The 18,594-nt window shown below is 41.3% G+C and carries 18 protein-coding genes; 11 read left to right on the plus strand and 7 right to left on the minus strand.

The features are described from left to right. Window positions 1-52: 52 nt before the first annotated feature. Window positions 53-1,216 carry a PQQ-dependent sugar dehydrogenase gene (locus tag E0D95_RS11135; protein WP_130803860.1) on the plus strand — a complete coding sequence of 388 codons (1,164 nt, stop codon included), beginning with the start codon at window positions 53-55 and terminating at the stop codon, window positions 1,214-1,216. 118 nt (window positions 1,217-1,334) lie between these two features. Continuing rightward, on the plus strand, window positions 1,335-2,606 hold the full coding sequence (locus E0D95_RS11140; protein WP_130803861.1) for a replication-associated recombination protein A: 1,272 nt from the start codon (window positions 1,335-1,337) through the stop codon (window positions 2,604-2,606). 8 nt (window positions 2,607-2,614) lie between these two features. Here the strand turns inward: E0D95_RS11140 and E0D95_RS11145 are convergent, their stop codons facing one another. After that, entirely contained in the window at window positions 2,615-3,454 is an 840-nt protein-coding gene (locus E0D95_RS11145) for a formate/nitrite transporter family protein (protein ID WP_130803862.1), read from the minus strand. A gap of 253 nt (window positions 3,455-3,707) precedes the next feature. Here E0D95_RS11145 and E0D95_RS11150 point away from each other — a divergent pair, with 253 nt between their 5' ends. Continuing rightward, complete coding sequence (locus E0D95_RS11150; protein ID WP_130803863.1) at window positions 3,708-3,989, plus strand: hypothetical protein; 282 nt, start codon at window positions 3,708-3,710, stop codon at window positions 3,987-3,989. A gap of 99 nt (window positions 3,990-4,088) precedes the next feature. Here E0D95_RS11150 and purC read toward each other — a convergent pair whose 3' ends face one another. From purC to dapA, 3 genes are read right to left on the minus strand one after another with little or no spacing between them, the layout of a single operon-like run. Then, on the minus strand, window positions 4,089-4,808 hold the full coding sequence (gene purC / locus E0D95_RS11155; protein ID WP_130803864.1) for a phosphoribosylaminoimidazolesuccinocarboxamide synthase: 720 nt from the start codon (window positions 4,806-4,808) through the stop codon (window positions 4,089-4,091). A gap of 39 nt (window positions 4,809-4,847) precedes the next feature. Then, the gene (locus tag E0D95_RS11160) at window positions 4,848-5,453 is read right to left on the minus strand and encodes a lipoprotein-34 precursor (NlpB) (RefSeq protein WP_130803865.1); all 606 of its coding nucleotides are present in this window, start codon (window positions 5,451-5,453) and stop codon (window positions 4,848-4,850) included. A gap of 9 nt (window positions 5,454-5,462) precedes the next feature. Next, a complete protein-coding gene (dapA, locus tag E0D95_RS11165) occupies window positions 5,463-6,359 on the minus strand; it encodes a 4-hydroxy-tetrahydrodipicolinate synthase (protein WP_130803866.1) in 897 nt (298 codons plus the stop codon). A 339-nt stretch (window positions 6,360-6,698) separates the two neighbouring features. On the opposite strand from dapA, the gene pncA reads away from it, so the two are divergent. Continuing rightward, the gene (gene pncA / locus E0D95_RS11170; RefSeq protein ID WP_130803867.1) at window positions 6,699-7,334 is read left to right on the plus strand and encodes a bifunctional nicotinamidase/pyrazinamidase; all 636 of its coding nucleotides are present in this window, start codon (window positions 6,699-6,701) and stop codon (window positions 7,332-7,334) included. A 46-nt stretch (window positions 7,335-7,380) separates the two neighbouring features. Continuing rightward, entirely contained in the window at window positions 7,381-8,346 is a 966-nt protein-coding gene (locus E0D95_RS11175) for a bile acid:sodium symporter family protein (RefSeq protein ID WP_130803868.1), read from the plus strand. A gap of 66 nt (window positions 8,347-8,412) precedes the next feature. Here the strand turns inward: E0D95_RS11175 and E0D95_RS11180 are convergent, their stop codons facing one another. Then, window positions 8,413-8,700 (minus strand): GNAT family N-acetyltransferase, encoded by a 288-nt coding sequence (locus E0D95_RS11180; RefSeq protein WP_130803869.1) that lies wholly within the window; start codon window positions 8,698-8,700, stop codon window positions 8,413-8,415. Window positions 8,701-9,469: 769 nt separating this feature from the next. Here E0D95_RS11180 and E0D95_RS11185 point away from each other — a divergent pair. The 6 genes from E0D95_RS11185 to E0D95_RS11210 all read left to right on the plus strand — a co-directional run bounded on the left by E0D95_RS11185 (window position 9,470) and on the right by E0D95_RS11210 (window position 16,619). Beyond that, window positions 9,470-10,012 (plus strand): fimbrial protein, encoded by a 543-nt coding sequence (locus tag E0D95_RS11185; RefSeq protein ID WP_130803870.1) that lies wholly within the window; start codon window positions 9,470-9,472, stop codon window positions 10,010-10,012. 80 nt (window positions 10,013-10,092) lie between these two features. Beyond that, window positions 10,093-10,833, plus strand: coding sequence for a fimbrial biogenesis chaperone (locus E0D95_RS11190; RefSeq protein WP_130803871.1), 741 nt, complete (start codon window positions 10,093-10,095; stop codon window positions 10,831-10,833). Between the two features lie 17 nt (window positions 10,834-10,850). Further along, complete coding sequence (locus tag E0D95_RS11195) at window positions 10,851-13,466, plus strand: fimbria/pilus outer membrane usher protein (protein WP_130803872.1); 2,616 nt, start codon at window positions 10,851-10,853, stop codon at window positions 13,464-13,466. After that, entirely contained in the window at window positions 13,463-14,752 is a 1,290-nt protein-coding gene (locus E0D95_RS11200) for a fimbrial protein (RefSeq protein ID WP_130803873.1), read from the plus strand. The genes E0D95_RS11195 and E0D95_RS11200 overlap by 4 nt, the downstream gene beginning before the upstream one ends. Next, on the plus strand, window positions 14,752-15,492 hold the full coding sequence (locus E0D95_RS11205) for a fimbrial biogenesis chaperone (protein ID WP_130803874.1): 741 nt from the start codon (window positions 14,752-14,754) through the stop codon (window positions 15,490-15,492). The genes E0D95_RS11200 and E0D95_RS11205 overlap by 1 nt, the downstream gene beginning before the upstream one ends. Window positions 15,493-15,575: 83 nt before the next feature. Next, window positions 15,576-16,619: an AraC family transcriptional regulator gene (locus E0D95_RS11210; protein ID WP_130803875.1), complete on the plus strand. Its 1,044-nt coding sequence runs from the start codon at window positions 15,576-15,578 to the stop codon at window positions 16,617-16,619. Here E0D95_RS11210 and E0D95_RS11215 read toward each other — a convergent pair. Together E0D95_RS11215 and E0D95_RS11220 are read right to left on the minus strand one after the other, a co-directional pair. Further along, window positions 16,616-17,659, minus strand: a complete 1,044-nt coding sequence (locus tag E0D95_RS11215) for an AraC family transcriptional regulator (RefSeq protein ID WP_130803876.1) — start codon at window positions 17,657-17,659, stop codon at window positions 16,616-16,618. The genes E0D95_RS11210 and E0D95_RS11215 overlap by 4 nt on opposite strands. 157 nt (window positions 17,660-17,816) lie before the next feature. Further along, window positions 17,817-18,539: a pirin family protein gene (locus E0D95_RS11220; RefSeq protein WP_130803877.1), complete on the minus strand. Its 723-nt coding sequence runs from the start codon at window positions 18,537-18,539 to the stop codon at window positions 17,817-17,819. Between the last annotated feature and the right edge of the window lie 55 nt (window positions 18,540-18,594).

Consider the following 18,594-nt stretch of genomic DNA (forward strand, 5'->3'; position numbering starts at 1 on the left):
CTGACTGGTTAAGATAAAAATAAGACAGCACATAAAGCAAAAGGTGTAAAAGATGACGAAGCAATATGCCACGTCGTTACTGTGTAGCGGTGTTTTACTCTTAACAGCATGTGGTTCAAACAATACCCACTCTCAAGTCATGCAGCAGCAAGAGCAGCGCGCTCAAAGCAAGACAACAATTTCTCAAACATTTCGAACGCAACGTATTGCGCAATTGAATCAGCCATGGGCAATCAGCGTACTGCCAGATGGACATTTACTGATCACTGAACGTCAGGGCAAGCTGAAAATTTTTGATCCGAGCACTCAACAAATGCTGAATGTATCTGGTGTCCCAAAAGTTCGCTATGGTGGACAGGGTGGTTTGGGTGATGTGATTTTACATCCTCAATTTGCTCAAAATCACTGGATTTATTTAAGCTATGCCCAGGCGGGTCAAGGCGGTCAAGGGGCTGTGGTAGCACGTGCTAAATTGGATTTAAGCACTTCAGATCAGCCAAAACTCACTCATTTAGAAAAAATTTGGCAACAAGTACCGAAAGTATCGGGTCAGGGACATTATGGACATCGTTTAGCTTTTGATCGTGAGGGTAAACTCTGGATCAGTTCGGGTGAGCGGCAAAAATTTGACCCTGCACAGGACATGAGTTCAAATTTAGGTAAAATTTTACGTTTAAATGAGGATGGTACACCTGCTGAAGGCAATCCATTTGCCAGTCAGGGAGGGGTAGCAGCACAAATCTGGTCCTTAGGACATCGTAACCCTTTGGGGATGGCCTTTGATGAAACAGGTCAGCTTTGGGTGGTCGAAATGGGACCTAAAGGCGGCGATGAACTGAATCGTATTATTAAAGGGGCAAACTATGGTTATCCTGTGGTCTCCAATGGTGATCATTATTCAGGCTTGCCGATCCCAGACCATGCCACTCGACCTGAGTTTAAAGCACCAGAAATAAGCTGGACCCCAGTCATTTCTCCGTCCAGTATGATGATTTATCAAGGTGATCAATTTCCACAGTGGAAAGCTAAGGCACTGATTGGAGGTTTGTCTTCTGAGTCGATTACGGTGGTGGATTTAAAGACAAATCCTGTTCACGAGGTTCAGCGTATTGATATGAAGCAGCGAATTCGCGGTTTAACCCAATCTCAGGACGGCTCAATCTGGGTCATTGAAGATGGAGACAAGGCAGGACTGTTAAAATTGACTGCAAATTAACAGTGCTGTCTTGAAAAATTGTAGGGTAAATCTAAACACATTCTATTGCGTCAGTACTTGAATTATCTGTGCGCTTGTTACAGCATAGTTGTTCGAGTTTATTGCAGTCACATTTGTTATGTCAGATAGCCATATCCCACTTCCAGAACGGTTACGTCCACGTGATTTGTCCGAGATTATTGGGCAGGATCATTTACTGGGCGAACACGCGCCATTGCGTCAGATGATTGATCAGGGACATTTACCTTCAATTATCTTCTGGGGACCGCCTGGGGTAGGCAAAACCACCATTGCACTATTACTGGCACAGGCGATAGATCGTCCATTTGTCAGTTTGTCTGCACTGAATACCGGGGTAAAAGAGCTCCGTGAAATTATTGCGGAAAGTGGCGATTTACTGACACCTGTGGTGTTTATTGATGAAATTCACCGTTTTAATAAATCGCAGCAGGATGCTTTACTCAATGCGGTTGAAAAAGGCAAAATCACCTTAATTGGGGCAACCACAGAAAACCCGTCTTTTGAAGTCAATAGTGCCTTATTGTCTCGCTGTCAGGTGTATACCTTAAACTCACTGGATCAGGATGCGATTCGAAGCTTACTCGATAAAGCTATTCAAACCGATCCTTTTTTAAAACAGCGGCATATTCAGATTGAGGAATATGATGCACTGCTTCAGTTTGCGGCGGGTGATGCGCGTAAGGCACTGAATTTAATTGACTTGATTGCCAGTACGTTCGAGGCAGATGTTGAAAATATCGTGACCAATGCGGTAACGGTCAAAGTTGCCCAGCAAAATATTGCACGTTATGACAAATCGGGTGAGCAGCATTACGATATTATTTCGGCATTTATTAAATCTATTCGTGGTAGTGATCCTGATGCGACGCTGTACTGGATGGCAAGAATGTTAAAAGGCGGTGAAGATCCCGTATTTATTGCACGGCGCATGTTGATTGCAGCCTCAGAAGATATTGGCAATTCTAATCCGAATGCCTTGTTATTGGCAGGTGAATGTTTCCGTTCAGTCCAAGCGGTCGGCATGCCCGAAGCACGGATTATTTTGGGTCAATGTGCAGTTTATCTGGCGACCAGTCCAAAAAGTAATAGTACCTATTTGGCGATTAATCGCGCTTTAGAGCTTGCAGAAAAAACAGCGAATTTACCTGTGCCACTCCACTTAAGAAATGCGCCGACCAAACTCATGAAACAACAAGGTTATGGGGTATATTATCTGTATCCGCATAATTATCCTGAACATTTTGTGTTACAGGACTATTTGCCACCTGAGCTAAAAGGCACAAAACTGTATGAGTCGGCACGTAACAAACGCGAAGTTGAAGGTGAACGACTTCAGCAACGCCGTTGGCAGGAACAGCAACAGCAATAACTGGCAGGTTATTCCAGTTCTTCATTGACCTGACCATAAATAAGTAGGGTAAACACGCCTGTCCCCCCGATAATATTGCCCAGTGTTGTGGGGAGTAAAAACTGGAAAAAATATTCAGAAAGGCTGGCTTGACCTTTTAAGACCCAATACGCCATTTCCGCAGAGCCGACAATGACATGGGTAAAGCCACCAAGCGCCATTAAGTAGGTAATAAAGAAAATCAGCAAAAATTTATTATTGGCTGACGGTAAAATCCAGACCAGCGAGGCAATTAAAATCCCTGCGGGAATGCCTTTAATCACATTTTCGGCAACGCTATAACTGGCGACATGATGGGCGAGTTGTTCGAGTGCCTGATCAATATTGGGTTCAAATAGCTGAACATTTAATAAAAATAAAGCTGCCAGTGCGGTTCCAGTCAAATTGGAAATAAAGACAATGCCCCATAAGCGCAGCACAGCTTTTAATTTATCCAGACTAAAGTTTTTAAATAAAGGCACAACGGTTGCAATGGTATTTTCAGTAAAAAGCTGCATATGCCCTAAAATCACCAAAACAAAACCGACGGTATAGCCCATATTTTCAATTAAAAATGCCCATTTGGCCTCAGGTAAATAGGCATTGAGAATAGCTTTAAATACAAAAGAAAAACTGATCACGATGCCTGCGGTTATGCCTGAAAAAATTAATGCCTTGGCAGGGCGTTCCAATTCTTCAATGCCATCTTTACGAATGATTTCATAAACCAGTCGGGGAGAGAGTTTTTCGTGCTCTTCAATGGCCATTTTTTCACGCCAAGTGAGAGTATTATCGGTCTGTTTTTCCTGCTCTTTTTCGTTTTCATTCATCAAAGTATTCCTCATGTCATTCTTTTTTGGCGGTCAATATGATGATCGTAAGGCGTTATAATTTCTTTTTAAAAAATAAATGGATGTGAATCCAGAGCATTCAGTCAGCTTTTGTGTATTTTTTTATATCAGATTAAAAAACTGGAGTATGGAGATCTCTGGTTAGTTTTTTGTGAGCAAATAGGCACAAATTTTGAGCTAGTTCATGATTTTGAATACAATACTGGTAAATTCAATGGAATAGTAAAGCTTGATGAACAATAAAATCTTTCGGACCCTTAGCCATGTTGATGGCTGGAATGGCTTGGCACAATATCAAATCAAAGACCACAAAATTTATCGTACGCCTTATCATGTAAATGGTTGGAACACTCAACCGCAGTATGAAATTAGAGACAATAAAGTATATCGTACTGTACATCATGTCGATGGCTGGACTCGACTTGCCCAATATGAAATTAAAAATTCGAAGCTATACCAGACTGCAAACTATACGGGCAGTTGGACAGGTTTGGCACAATATGAAATTCGTTAATGTAGAAAAAATTTAATCAAATTTGTTGATTAGTTTATACATAGCAGAAAATAAAAACGAGCCAGATCACTGACTCGTTTTGAATATAAGCAAACTTGCTTAGATATTGTCTAAATCAATACCTAAACGTGCTGCAACTTCTTCATAAGCTTCAACCACACCGCCTAAACCTTGACGGAAACGGTCTTTATCCAGTTTTTTCTTGGTGTCTTTGTCCCACAAACGGCAACCATCTGGAGAGAATTCATCACCCAATACAATACGGTCGTGAAACACACCAAATTCAAGTTTGAAATCAACCAGAATCATATTGCCAGCATCAAAAAGTGCTTTTAACACATCATTGACTTTGTAGGTCAACTCTTTCATTTTTTCAAGCTGTTCAGCAGTTGCCCAACCTAAAGCAATGGCTTGAGATTCATTCACCATTGGATCGCCCAGACCATCATCTTTATAGAACAACTCAAATGTTGGCGGAGTCAGCTCTTTGCCTTCTTCTACACCTAGACGGCGGCATAGCGAACCAGCAGCATAATTACGAATCACACATTCCACAGGAATCATCTGAAGTTTTTTAACTAACACTTCATTTGGTGTCAGCAATTTCTCAAAATGCGTTTCGATGCCTGCTTCAGCCAGTTTTTCCATAATAAAGGCGTTAAAACGGTTGTTGACCTTACCTTTACGATCCAGTTGTTCGATTTTTTCGCCATTAAATGCTGAGGCATCATCACGAAAGACTAAAATCAAATGGTCTGCATCATCTGTTTCATAAACAGATTTGGCTTTACCAGTATAGAGCAAGGTTTGTTTTAACATGGGGGAACCTTTTTCAAGAAAAAATTGCCTAGAGAAAGCCTAGGCTGGCCAATTTTGATAAATCTGGTTAAGCAATTCAGTGGCTTTTGCTGGATCGGCAAAACTGTTGTCTGGATTAAATAAAGCAAGATTATGTGTACTGCCGACACCTGTCAGTTTCAGCACATAGGTTTGCTGCCCCACTTTAATGGTGGCTTCATAACCTGTTTTATTTTCGCTGAGCACTGTGTAGTTCAGACTACTCAGTGTGGCAACGGTATATTGCCAAATCTCAGCAGTCGATCCGTTCATTTGCAGTAATGGATTTCTATTGCCATCGACTACAAGCTGAGGACGACTCATGGCAGCCGTAGAATCTACATTGTTGGCAGTGACTGCATTAGAACTGACTGAAGCTGGACGAGGTAATGCAAAACGCGTCCCTTGTTTGTTTTCAAGCTTAGGTGCATTGTCAATCGCAAGCTGATCTACAGTCGGCGCAGGATACAGTGGCGTAAATGGGCGCACGGTTGCATCTGTCGGGAACTGGAGTGGAGCAAGCGTAGTGGTATTCTTATAATCTAAAGAATGATTATTAAAACTACTACAGCCTACTAAACCCATAGCGGCAATAGCAAAAGTTAGTCCAAGTCGTAACTGCATCATAATCTGCTCTTATTGAATAATTCCCGCTGCTTTCAAGGCATTACGGAGTGGTTCGCGATATTGCTGTGCAAGAGGAGTCAAAGGCAGACGAATACCTGTTCCAATGAGTCCCATTTCATGTACCGCCCATTTCACAGGAATTGGGTTCGATTCGCAAAATAGATTATTGTGTACATTTGCAACTTTATTGTTAACGGCTTCAGCCTCTGCTGCCTGACCACTGACAGCGGTAGCACATAGCTCACTCATGATTTTTGGCGCAACATTTGCAGTCACCGAAATATTACCTTTTGCACCTGCAAGCATCAGTTGCCAAGCGGTTTCATCATCGCCAGAAAACACCGCAATTTTACCATCCAATGCCTGAATCAGTTCAGTACCACGTGGAATATCGCCTGTTGCATCTTTGACACCGACAATATTAGCAATATCAGCCAGACGTACCACAGTTTCATTGAGCATGTCTACGCCAGTACGGCCGGGTACATTGTACAGCACTTGTGGCAAGTCAACGGCTTCTGCAATGGCTTTAAAATGTTGAAATAAACCTTCTTGTGTCGGTTTATTATAATAAGGGGTCACCAGTAAAGCAGCATCAGCTCCCAGCTCTTTGGCAGCTTGAGTTAGTTCAATTGCTTCGCGAGTAGAGTTTGCACCTGTACCTGCAATAATGGGAATACGTTTGTTTGCCACACGAATGATTTCTTTGATCACTTGCGTGTGTTCTTCCATGCTTAAGGTCGATGGTTCGCCTGTTGTACCAACGGCTACGATACCGTTGGTTCCCTGATCAATATGCCACTCAACCAGCTTTTCGAGGCTCTTCCAATCTACGCTACCATCTTCAAACATTGGGGTGACGAGTGCGACAATTGAGCCTTGCAGGGTCTGAGCTTGCTGAGTCATTTTAAAAAAATATCCTATTGTGCCATCCAATAAAATAAAAAAAGGAATATGGATGGTTTTGCAGTCTTTTGATTTAGTGTCTCAACAAAAAATATTTTGTTGAATAACTATTCTGCAAATTATGACTGATCGGAGACATAAGAACAATATGCTTTAGTCAAACCCATTAAAACTTTATCGGATCGCTACTGATTTTTATGCTAGATACAAGCAGGTGGCATGTGTTAAGTACGATATAAAAGATGATTCGATTGGCATGTAGACTTTATTTAAACTCAATCCTTCTTATAAGATGTCAAAGACATCAAGCATGATGACCCATAAAACAGGAGTGGCGTAATGGCGCACGGAAAAAATACAGCCTTGATCGTGGTGGACGTACAAAATGGATTTACGCCCGGTGGTCATCTAGCTGTGGCACACGCTGATGAAATTATCCCGTGTATTAATCGTTTAGCGGGTGTGTTTGACAATATTATATTGACGCAGGATTGGCATCCTGCTGATCATATTTCTTTTGCTGAAAACCATGCCGGTAAGCAACCGTTTGACAGCATTGAACTGGCGTATGGAACGCAAGTGCTGTGGCCGACGCATTGTGTACAGGGAACGCAGGATGCCGAATTACATCCAGATTTAAATATTCCTTCGGCTCAGCTTATTATTCGTAAAGGTTTTCATGCAGAAATTGATAGTTACTCTGCTTTTATGGAAGCGGATCGAAGCACCTCCACAGGGCTTGCGGGTTATTTAAAAGAACGCGGTATTGATACGGTGTATATCACAGGAATTGCGACTGATTTTTGTGTGGCATGGACTGCCATGGATGCCAAACAAGCAGGATTTGAAAGCTATGTGGTGATCGATGCCTGTAAAGCCATTGATTTAAATGGTTCATTGCAACACGCTTGGCAAGAAATGTTAAAAGTAGGCGTCAAACGAATAAGCGCAGCACAATTGCTTAAAGAAATATAACCGAGCAATATAGGCAACTGATTTGTTGAGTTGAAAGAGTCTAAGTATGCCGTGGATATTGCGCCTGACCCAGTGGATGCAAAAAACCTTTGCGATTTGGGTGATTGTTTTTTCAGCCATTGCCCTATGGCAACCTAGCTATTTTGTCTGGCTGACAGCTTATATTCCATGGATATTAGGTTTAATTATGCTCGGGATGGGCATGACCCTCACGCTCAGTGATTTTCGAGGCGTATTTCGTTATCCCAGAGCAGTATTGATTGGTGTGGTGGCGCATTTTGTAGTAATGCCAAGTCTTGCTTATCTGTTGTGTACCTTATTTCAATTACCACCTGCTATTGCAATTGGGGTGATTTTAGTGGGTTGTTGTCCCGGAGGAACAGCCTCCAATGTCATTACCTATATGGCAAGAGGCAATACTGCACTTTCGGTGGCTTGTACTTCCGTATCAACTTTGTTGGCGCCTATTTTAACACCGACTATTTTTTATTTATTGGCAAGTCAATGGATCAAGATTGATGTTGGTTCAATGTTTATTTCGATTCTACAGGTGGTGTTAGTTCCTATTCTGCTTGGTTTGCTCTTGCGCCAGTATTTTAAAATACAGGTTCAACGTTATATACAAGTCATGCCGATGATTTCAGTGGTAGCAATTGTACTCATTGTGGCAGCCATTATTGGAGCAAGTAAGGCGTCTATCTTGCAATCAGGTTTGCTGATTTTAGTCGTGGTAATTTTACATAATGGTTTGGGGTTTTTAATCGGCTATTGGGCAAGTCGCTGCTTAAAGCTATCGCATTACGATAGTAAAGCCATTTCGATTGAGGTGGGAATGCAAAATTCAGGTTTAGGCGTGGCATTGGCTGCGGTGCATTTTGCTGCTTCTCCCATCACTGCGGTTCCTAGTGCGATTTTTAGCTTATGGCACAATATTTCTGGTGCTGCTTTGGCAACCTATTGGGCGCGTCAAGCAGAAAAGCAGCCTGAGTCTTCTGAGCAAAATGTTCAATAGACCCGTGTTTTTATTCATAGAGCAAAGACAAGTGTCATGTATATGACACTTGAAGTATAAGGGTAATTAAGCGTCTCTGAGTACATCACGAATAGAGGGATCCTTATCAAACACAGATTTGGCATACGGACACAATGGAATAACTTTGATCTGGTTTTTACGGGCAAAATCAACCACAGCATCTAAAAGCTTGCGTCCTACGCCTTGTCCACGATATGCATCGGCTACATCAGTGTGGTCAATGATCAACATTTTTTCACCTGCCCATGTATAGACCATTTCACCAGCCAAAGTTTCGCTATCATGTAGTTCAAATGCGCCGTGTTTGCCATCATCTTTTTGTTGAATATTCAAAATGATACTCCTTTGATCATTGCCTAACGATGAGTTATAGATTGAATTGTGGCAGCAATTTAAATGAATGTGGTTGGGATTTTGTTATTGATATTTATGGTATGGGGCAGCGAAGATTGTGCTGTTTTAAATTGAGTAAAACAGACAAAAAAAAAGACCTATATACCAATATCGGTATATAGGCTTAAAAAGTAGCATTCGCTTAAGGGTTTGGGGCAAATGCTACTGGCGGTTATGAAACACTAAGATGGAGGTCTTTAGGTTTCAACATCTATTTTAAGAAGAATGATCATGAATTTCTTGTCTAAAAAAGCAGTTATTTTTACCTTTTGGTGTAAAATTTATTGATAATAATTAAGTATTTATTATTATTTTTTATAAATTATCTCTTAAAAACAATACAATATTTTGAATTTTCCATCGTTCTGTTTAAATTAAGATCAATATGATAGTTTTATTTAGAAAAATTAAATAAAAACCAACTGTTTTGCTCTGAATTTTGTTTATTATCTTCTATTTTTTTCATTTAATAAAAGTTTATTTTAAAATAATAGATTGATTTTAAAAGTTTTAATATCTAAATCAGCTATTGAGTTAAATCCATATGATTTATATGACTTTTGTTTGTAATGAAAACTTTTTTTGCATAAATTGATAAGAAAAACTATACAAAATGGATCAGAATTACAAATGAAAGAAAAGGTGAACCGACTCACATTTCAAGTGTTTTTATCCAAGTCGGGCGTTTTTAAAAGCTGAGGAGACGACAATGAAACTGACAAAAAATTTAGTGGCGATGATGGCTGTTGGAATGATGGTTCCAGTTTTGGCAAACGCAGCGCCAACCGTGACCTTTCAGGGTGAAGTGTCAACCCAAACCTGTCAGGCAGAAGTGAATGGTCAGGAAAATGCGATTGTTTTACTCGCAACTGTACCTGAATCAAGCTTAGCTTCTGCGGGTGCAACCGCCGGATTAACTCCATTTACAATCGCTGTAAAAGATTGTGCGACTGCTGGCGCAGATACACAGATTAAAACCAAATTTTTAGGTCAATCTGTGACCGCTGGTGGTAATCTAGGAAACGTAGCGGCAACTAACCCAGCGGGCAACGTTGCGATTCAGTTAACCAGTGATGCTGCTGGTACTACACCAATTACCTTAAACGGGGTAACGTCTGTGCCAGGACTTGTCTTAAAAGCAGGTGAGACCGCTGCAAACCATCAATTCGGTGCACAATATATTGCTGAAAATGGTGCTGCTACAGCAGGTGCAGTCACAGGTGTGGTTGAATACACCCTAAGCTACCAATAATAAAAGAGTACTTTATATCTGCCGCAAGGGCGGCAGATATCTCAATAAAATAATAATATCAAAAATAGGTGGAGGACAGTATGAACGCTATATTTAGCCGCATGTCGAAAATGCTGATGATCGCCGTAAGTTCTTTTGTGGTGAGTCATTCATTTGCTGGTGTAGTTTTGACAGGCACGCGTGTGATTTTGGCGGATGGTCAAAACGAAAAAGCCATCAATCTACAGAATAAAGATGTCGCACCTGCTTTGGTGCAAATCTGGCTGGATGAAGGCGATGAAAACTCTACACTTGAGACTGCTCAAGCTCCTTTTGTGGTAAGCCCTCAAATTTTTCGTATGCAACCCAATGCGGGACAAACGGTACGTGTACGTTTTGTAGGTGCTGATCAGGTCACTCAGGACCGTGAATCCTTATATTTTTTAAACTTTTTACAATATCCTGCTGCAAAAAAACAGGATGCGGATCAAAACCGTCTAATGGTGGTGTTTAAAAACCGCGTCAAAGTATTTTATCGACCTAAAAATTTGGTGGGCAACTCCGCGCAGACACTGGATAAATTGAACTTTAAATTTGATATGCAAACCAAACAGTTGAGTGTCAATAATCCAACAGCCTATTACGCCAGTGTGCAAGAGCTACGTTTACTCGCGCCTTCGAAAGATGTGTTGGTTAAGCAAAATGAGATGATAGCACCGTATAGCACCGTCAGCTGGAGCGTTAAAAGTTCAGACTCTATTCCGAATACGGCTAAGATTAAAATCACGCTGATTAATGATTATGGTGCAAGTGCCATTCGTGAAGCGTCTCTTAGCCCCTAATTGAGGGAGGATGTCGTATGCGTAATCACCATCGTTTTAATTCCTCCCTGATCCTCTCGATTTGTCTGCTCAGTGGCACGATGATCACACAACTCTATGCCGCAGAGGATACCTCTTCTACAAATCATGCAGATGAATATTATTTTGATCGTGCATTATTTCGGGGGCAATCCATTCAGCAAGCGGGACTCATGCAACGCTTGAGCCAAAAGCAGGTGGTATTGGCTGGGAAATATAAAGTCGATGTCTATGTCAATGGTCGCTTTATTGAACGTATGCAGCTTGAATTTAAAGAGACAGCAGATGATGTTCAGCCCTGTTTTAACGCAGCCATGCTCAAAAGCCTCGGTCTTGTCGATCGTTCTATCCCAAATACAGCACAGTCAACTCTTGAGAAGCAATGTGTCTACTTAAGCGAGCAGGTGAAAGGTAGTCAGTCTCAGTTGGATTTTAGTCAGTTGCGTTTGAATTTAACCATTCCACAAAGTGAATTACGTTTTGTGCCACGAGGTTATGTTGATCCGTCACAGTGGAATGCAGGAAGTAGTATTGGTTTTGTCAACTATATTGCCAATTACTACTACAATTCTTATCGCATAGATTTAGGAAGATTTAATCAGGACGCTGCTTATTTATCCTTAACGGGTGGTATTAATTTTGGCAAATGGCAATATCGGCAACAATCTAGCATAAGTTATGACAAAGGACGTGGCACAGACTGGAATAACATCCGCAGTTATGTGGTACGCGCCTTACCTGCAATTCGTGGTCAAGCGACCTTTGGACAGGTCTATAGCTCTGGACAGTTTTTCTCAGGTCTTAGTTTTACGGGTTTAAATATTAGTTCAGATGATCGTATGTTACCCGAATCAGTACGTGGTTATGCTCCTGTCGTACAAGGGGTGGCCAAAACCAATGCCAAAGTGTCGGTGCAACAAAATGGTCGAGAAATTTACCAGACCTCTGTTGCTCCTGGTAGCTTTAAAATTACTGACTTATATCCGACCAACTATAATGGTGATTTGACCGTTATCGTATACGAAGCTGACGGTAGCATGAGTCAGTTTAGAGTGCCTTTTTCGGCTGTTCCCGAATCATTACGGATGGGATCATATCGTTATAATTTTGATATTGGTCGTAGTCGTGACATTGGAGAAGATACTTATTTTTCCAATGTGACCTATCAGCGTGGTTTGAGCAATGCAGTCACCCTGAATAGCGGTTTGCGTATAGCCGATGGTTATCAGGCGGCGTTATTGGGTGGCAACTATACCTCTTTTCTTGGGGCTTTTGGTAGCAATCTGACTTATTCACATGCAGATCTTGATGAGTTAGGAAGTACGGACGGCTGGCTGGCGAGTTTGACCTACAGTAAAACCATTCAGCCGACCAATACCAATATTGCATTGGCTGGATATCGTTATTCTACCGAAGGTTACCGGGATTTAGGGGATGTGATTGGTTTACGTTATGCCTTGAACAATGGTGAGACATGGCAATCTTCGAGTTATTTACAGCGTTCGAGAGTCGAGCTCACCCTTAATCAGAGTCTAGGTGATTACGGCATACTTTTTATTTCAGGTTCAACTCAGGATTATCGTGATGGTCGTGATCGTGATGTGCAAACCCAGATTGGCTATAACAAAGCCTTTAAAAATGGCGTCTCAATGAATCTGTCTCTGATTCGTCAGGAAAACTCCTATTATCAACTGGCAGATTCGTCAAATAATCCTGTGATTTCACCCGATCCGCTACAGGATAAAAAGAAAGATACCACACTAAGTTTGTCTCTGAACCTGCCATTAGGTGGACAAAATAAGACACGACCGCCCTATCTGGGTGTGTCTTATTCACATAGCTCTGATCAATCTGACTTTTATCAGGCTATGCTGTCTGGCACCTTAAGTAAAGATCAGTCGTTTAACTATGCTGTTGGTGTAAGTCATGATCAAGATATGAATAACACCACTTGGAATGGCAATTTAAATAAACGCTTTTCAAATCTGACCGCGGGTTTAAGTGCATCTACAGGTGAGGATTTCTGGCAAGCCTCAGCCAACGCACAGGGTGCTATCGCGATTCACAGTGGTGGAATCACCTTTGGACCATACTTGGGTGAAACTTTTGCATTGGTTGAGGCAAAAGGAGCAGAAGGTGCCAAAGTCTTTAATGGACAAGGTTCAAGTATTAACAAGTCAGGCTATGCATTGGTTCCCGCTATTACAGCTTATCGTTACAACACGATTAGTCTTGATCCGCAGGGCATTTCTGAACAAGTTGAGATCGAGAGTAGCGAGCAACAAATTGCGCCATACGCAGGTGCAGCGGTAAAAATCAAATTTAAAACCCGCACAGGTTACCCATTACTGGTACAGGCACGACTGGATAATGCTGAAAAAGATTATGTTCCGCTTGGTTCAGAAGTCCTGGATGAACAAGGCAATGTGATTGGGATGGTCGGTCAAAGTGGACAAATGTATGTTCGTGCAGAACAACGTCAAGGTGCATTAATTGTACGTTGGGGTGAGCAAAATGATCAGCATTGTCGTGTTCAATATCATATTGATGATCAGGCCATTCAACAAACTCTGATTCGTTTTGAACAAAGCTGTCAAATGGAGCAAGTAAAATGAAAAAACTAAAATTTTGGCTACTTCAAATACTTATTGTCATCATGAGCTATTCAAGCGTGAACACTTTTGCTGCATGCCGCAGTACAGGTGTGAGTCAAACCGAAGATGGACGTACTGCACCGATTCGCTTTGGTACAGTAAATTTAACCAGTACCTATTTACAGCCTGTTGGTACCTTGCTTGCGAAAACAATCGTTCCCCCAACCGATTACACTTATGGAGGGGCGACAGCGACCAGTGTATTGTGGGAGTGTGATGCTGCGGACTTACCGAACATTCAATTTCTGGTGGCCACGAATGGTGATGACCGTGTGGGTGGCTATTGGGATTTAGGTGCACAGGATGGTTTATCAGATGTTTACGCCACCTTTTTTCGTTATATCGGCATAAAACAAACCATGGATGGAGTGGTTTTGACCCGTTATTGGAAGTCACTTCCTGTGCGAAATTATGTGACTGTGGGTAATAAAATCCAGATTCGGCTACAGGATTTACCCACCTTATATGCTGAACTGTATCGGATTAGCCAGATCCCGAGTGCAGGATTAAATAACTATTGTGGTGCTGGAAGTAGCGGAACCATTGCGACAGGCCCATATAGCTGTACTCAGCCTAATGCCTATATTCAACTCAAAGGCCCGGGTCTTACCAGTGATAATGTAGGGCAGGATTCTGCGACTAACTATCTATTCTGGGGAGTGGATAACGGTTTTGGTTATGGGATGCGTCTAGGAAACCAACTCTGGAATGAGCCGACCTGTGTGGCACGCAATGCAACGCCATTGGTTCTGTTCAACACCATGACGGTAGAGGCTTTAAATCAGGGTCAATCGACTCAGGCACAATTTAATGTCTCGATTGAATGTTCGAATCAGGCGGTGTCTGGAACGGCCAGTAAACAGACTGCCATCGGGATACAGGCATCTGAAGGGGCTTATACGGCAGCCAAGCAACTGGGACTGGTCAATGCAGAAAATGGCGTTAAAGCGTTGCTTTCAGATCAGTATGGTAGCAATGGCATTGCCAAAGGAGTGGGAATTTTCCTACGCAATAGCACCACTGGAACGGATATGAATTTTGTTGGTCAGCCAAGTTTGCCGGGAACAGGGGCTAGCAATGCGGGTTGGTATCCGTATAAAGACGGTGCGATTGCCAACGGTTCGGTTCAGGCAGGTTATACCCAGTATTTGCAAAACTATACTGCCATCCTAAAAAAACTGGATGGACAAACCGTAGAAGCTGGCAAAGTCTATGCCACTGCATATGTGTTAGTGAAGGTACAATAATGAAAAGACACCTGGTGTTAATGACTTTTATCAGTATTGCCTGTTCACTGCCAGTTCAGGCCGGTATTTTGGCTCAAAAAACACGGCTCGTGTTTACCGAAGGGCAGCGAGAGGGCAGTTTAATGTTGGCCAATACCAATGATTATGCTGTTGTCTTGCAAACGTGGGTGGATCAAGGTGAAGGAAATCCAGATCGACCAGCCATTCCTTTTATGACCTTGCCTCCCATTTCGAAAATGGCAGCACATGGCATTCAAAGTTTGCGCGTAATTTACAATGGTCAACGCTTGCCAAAAGATCGAGAGTCCGTGTATTGGCTGAATTTGTATGAAATACCAGCCGTTCAACAGCCAACACAAAAAGATGCATACTTGAGTCTGGCGATGAATACGCAACTCAAAGTTTTTTATCGGCCCAAACAGCTCAAAAATATTGATCTAAATGATATTGCCAAGCAGTTAACATTTTCTTTGCATTCACAAGCGGGGCAGTGGATCGTGGTATGCGATAATCCAACGCCTTATCACGCCTCAATGATTCAACTGCAATTGAGCAATTCACAGCAATCTATTCAGGCAAATAGCGAAACTGACATGATGAGTTATCCCAAATCTCAACGTCAGTACGTATTTAATGGCACGCTGGCACAGGCCGCCAAATATCAACTTCATTTTAGTTTAATTGATGATCTAGGGAATCAGCATGATTTTCAAAAAGATATTGTGTTGATTCAACCCTAATTTGTATTTTTTTATCCTCTGACTTTCAGAGGAAAACTCTCCTGAAAATCGCGTTATCATGACGCTTATGTTGGAATGCAGCGATGCAAAAAACTTTTTATCACATTAAATCAGTTAATGCGAATTTACTGCAATTACTGATGCTGTTCTGTGAGCAGCATGGCTTAAATTTACCACCCCATGTCCACCAATATACGGTCAATGAACGGGTTCCCTTTGCTGAATGGCGCGCTTTGCTAGATGATATCGAGCAGCAATATCCTGTGCCTGCACTGGGCTTAAAAATTGCGAATCTGGTACAACCCCAACATATGGGTATTTTAGGTTATATCGGATTATCCTGTAATAATCTGGCAGAAGCCTTGAGCTTCTTTTTGAAATACCAACGATTAAGTTATGATTTTATGGATGTTTCAGTGACATGCCAGCAGGATGAGCTGATCATTAGCTGGTCGTTTGATCCGTATTTTAAAGCAGGTGCTTTAGCGGATGAAACCATGATTGCGATTTTTTATAACTTGACCAATCAATTGGTTTATCCAGAAAAGATTGGACTGAATCGGGTCGATTTCGTTTCTGCGACGCCTAAAAATCCGCAGCTTTATGAACAATATTTTAATTGTCCTGTAGAGTTTAATCATAATAAAACCAACATGTATTTTTCGTTAAGTAATTTAAATTTATCGGTCTCCCAAGCTGATCCTGTCTTGAATCAGATTTTAAACCAGCAGGCTGCCAGTCTGATACAGGAATTGCCAGAATGTAATTCCTTTGACGAGGCCGTGCAGCGCACAATCATTCATGCGGTACATCAAGGCAAAATCTCAATTGAGTCTGTCGCGCAGCAATTAGGCTATACCTCACGTATGCTGCAATATAAATTAAAGCAGCAGGGTTATACCTTTAAGCAACGCTTGAATCAGGTACGTAAAGACCTCGCGGTCAGTTATCTTGCCGATCAGAGTTTAAGTATTCTGGAAATTTCCTTATTGTTGTCTTATCAAGAACAGACCTCTTTTAACCGGTCTTTTAAAAGCTGGACAGGATTAAGCCCATTACAGTATAGACGGCAAATCATAGAGGGCTTTATGGAAGAAGATCATGAACTTTGGAATATCATGGTTTAAATCTGAAAAGCCAGTTCCTCCTGCGGCATTTGATGTTCATGTCGCCATTGTAACGGACTCATACCCGTCCATGCCTTAAATGCACGATTGAAAGATGTCTGCTCACGGTATGCCAGTAATGCAGAAATTTCATTAATGCTTAACGATTCGTCTTCCAGATATTGTATAGCAAGCGTTTTTCTAATTTTGTTGAGCTTATCGGAAAATGTGGTTCCATTGAGTTTAAGTCGATATTGTAGTAATCGTGGGGAGAGTCCCATTTGATTGGCAACATATTGAATATCAGTTCTATTTTTCTGTATTGCAGCAACAATGTTACGATAAATTAACTCATTAAATGAAATTTCATTGGGATACTTTCTGAGCAGATAATTGGCATTTTTTTCCAAAATACGTTTTAAGACTTGATCTGAATCGGTATGGATGTGCAAATTAAGCATATTGTGAGCATAAGATACTTTATTAAGCGCACATTCAAAAATGACAGGACAGTTGAAAAAACGTTCATGATAAGAGATCAGGGACGGGGCAGGTGAACTAAATTCCATTCTTTTGGCATGAAAAACTTGTGGATAAACCAAGGAATTTATAAAGGTCATCATCATGGAAAAGGCGACATCATTGGCAAATCGTGCTTCCTTGACAAACTGACCTGCTTGAACAAAAGTGGGGCTTTTCCAGATAAAAGTAAACTCAGTGCCGTTATCATCAATATTGACTTGAGAAATATGATACCAAATCCGTTGATAACGCTGAAATAAAGCAATAACTTCTCCTGATGTTTCACAGTTCATGGATAAATACGCCACAATACCAATATCTGAAGGCTCACAAAGTTTGCCGATTTCAATGCCTAAATCATCTTTTTGATAATATTGACTTAAATAATTTAAGATACGATACCATTCAATCAGTGGCAGTCGCTCATCCACATCATATGTCCGGCTGATTGGAGACGGAATAGCATGTAAATGGCAAAATTTTTGGACTAAATTGGCCAGACCACTACTGACTCCCCGTGTATTCAGTAAAGTATGCACATGCTCTCCATACAAAAAATTATAATTTTAGCCCTAGAATAAACTTAATTTGATGGTTGATTCAGTTTCAATTTATTTCTAATTTATTCAATGATCATCAAGCCGATGATGAGCCAGCGATGAGCTTGTAGCAGTTAAATAGGTGTTATCTTTGAAATTAAAGCATTTTAGGTAATTCTTGTGGCTGCATGTCAAAAAGTATCACCTCACATTGTTGACCATCGGTAAAAGATAAGGTCTGATTTTGTCGAATTTTTATGCCATCACCGGATTGAAATGCAGTTTTATTAATCTGTATATGACCTTTTGCAATATGTACATAAACATATCTATTATGTGAGACGACAAAGTCTGCGTGTTCACTTCCATCAAATGCTGCGACATAGATATAAATATCCTGTTTAATTGCGAGAGTGCGCTCATGACCTTGAGGTGCAATCATTAAATGGAACTTTCCACGCTTATCTTCTTCATTTAAATGCATTTGCTGATATTTGGGTTGTGTATCAGCGACATTTGGAACCACCCATATTTGTAAAAGATGAACATCTTGCTCAGATGAGAGATTAAATTCGCTATGGGATATACCCTGTCCCGCACTCATCAATTGGGTATCATTGGGTTGAATAACCGAACCAGTTCCCATAGAGTCCTTGTGTTCTAGAGCACCTGCTAAGACATAGGAAATGATTTCCATATTGCGATGAGTATGCATGTGAAACCCTTTTGAAGGGGCCACAATGTCTTCGTTAATCACTAAAAGACTTGAAAAACCGACTTGCTTGGGATTCCAGTAATCTGCAAATGAGAAGCTATGACGGGATTGCAGCCAACCATGATGTGATCCACCGCGTTCATGGGCATAACGTATATCAAACATGACCTAGCCCTCTGTTATCTATATCGTTTTGATAATTTATGTATCAATAAGCGAG

It is taken from the genome of Acinetobacter ihumii (assembly GCF_900625095.1).
In the GTDB taxonomy this organism is placed as follows: Bacteria; Pseudomonadota; Gammaproteobacteria; order Pseudomonadales; family Moraxellaceae; genus Acinetobacter; species Acinetobacter ihumii.

Bases quoted from the DNA above. Each gene is read 5' to 3' on its own strand.
- E0D95_RS11190 (WP_130803871.1), top strand. From the start codon at position 10,093: ATGAACGCTATATTTAGCCGCATGTCGAAAATGCTGATGATCGCCGTA.
- E0D95_RS11200 (WP_130803873.1), top strand. From the start codon at position 13,463: ATGAAAAAACTAAAATTTTGGCTACTTCAAATACTTATTGTCATCATG.
- E0D95_RS11210 (WP_130803875.1), top strand. From the start codon at position 15,576: ATGCAAAAAACTTTTTATCACATTAAATCAGTTAATGCGAATTTACTG.
- E0D95_RS11160 (WP_130803865.1), bottom strand. From the start codon at position 5,453: ATGATGCAGTTACGACTTGGACTAACTTTTGCTATTGCCGCTATGGGT.
- E0D95_RS11135 (WP_130803860.1), top strand. From the start codon at position 53: ATGACGAAGCAATATGCCACGTCGTTACTGTGTAGCGGTGTTTTACTC.
- E0D95_RS11140 (WP_130803861.1), top strand. From the start codon at position 1,335: ATGTCAGATAGCCATATCCCACTTCCAGAACGGTTACGTCCACGTGAT.
- pncA (WP_130803867.1), top strand. From the start codon at position 6,699: ATGGCGCACGGAAAAAATACAGCCTTGATCGTGGTGGACGTACAAAAT.
- E0D95_RS11205 (WP_130803874.1), top strand. From the start codon at position 14,752: ATGAAAAGACACCTGGTGTTAATGACTTTTATCAGTATTGCCTGTTCA.
- E0D95_RS11175 (WP_130803868.1), top strand. From the start codon at position 7,381: ATGCCGTGGATATTGCGCCTGACCCAGTGGATGCAAAAAACCTTTGCG.
- E0D95_RS11150 (WP_130803863.1), top strand. From the start codon at position 3,708: ATGAACAATAAAATCTTTCGGACCCTTAGCCATGTTGATGGCTGGAAT.
- E0D95_RS11195 (WP_130803872.1), top strand. From the start codon at position 10,851: ATGCGTAATCACCATCGTTTTAATTCCTCCCTGATCCTCTCGATTTGT.
- purC (WP_130803864.1), bottom strand. From the start codon at position 4,808: ATGTTAAAACAAACCTTGCTCTATACTGGTAAAGCCAAATCTGTTTAT.
- E0D95_RS11145 (WP_130803862.1), bottom strand. From the start codon at position 3,454: ATGAATGAAAACGAAAAAGAGCAGGAAAAACAGACCGATAATACTCTC.
- E0D95_RS11220 (WP_130803877.1), bottom strand. From the start codon at position 18,539: ATGTTTGATATACGTTATGCCCATGAACGCGGTGGATCACATCATGGT.
- dapA (WP_130803866.1), bottom strand. From the start codon at position 6,359: ATGACTCAGCAAGCTCAGACCCTGCAAGGCTCAATTGTCGCACTCGTC.
- E0D95_RS11185 (WP_130803870.1), top strand. From the start codon at position 9,470: ATGAAACTGACAAAAAATTTAGTGGCGATGATGGCTGTTGGAATGATG.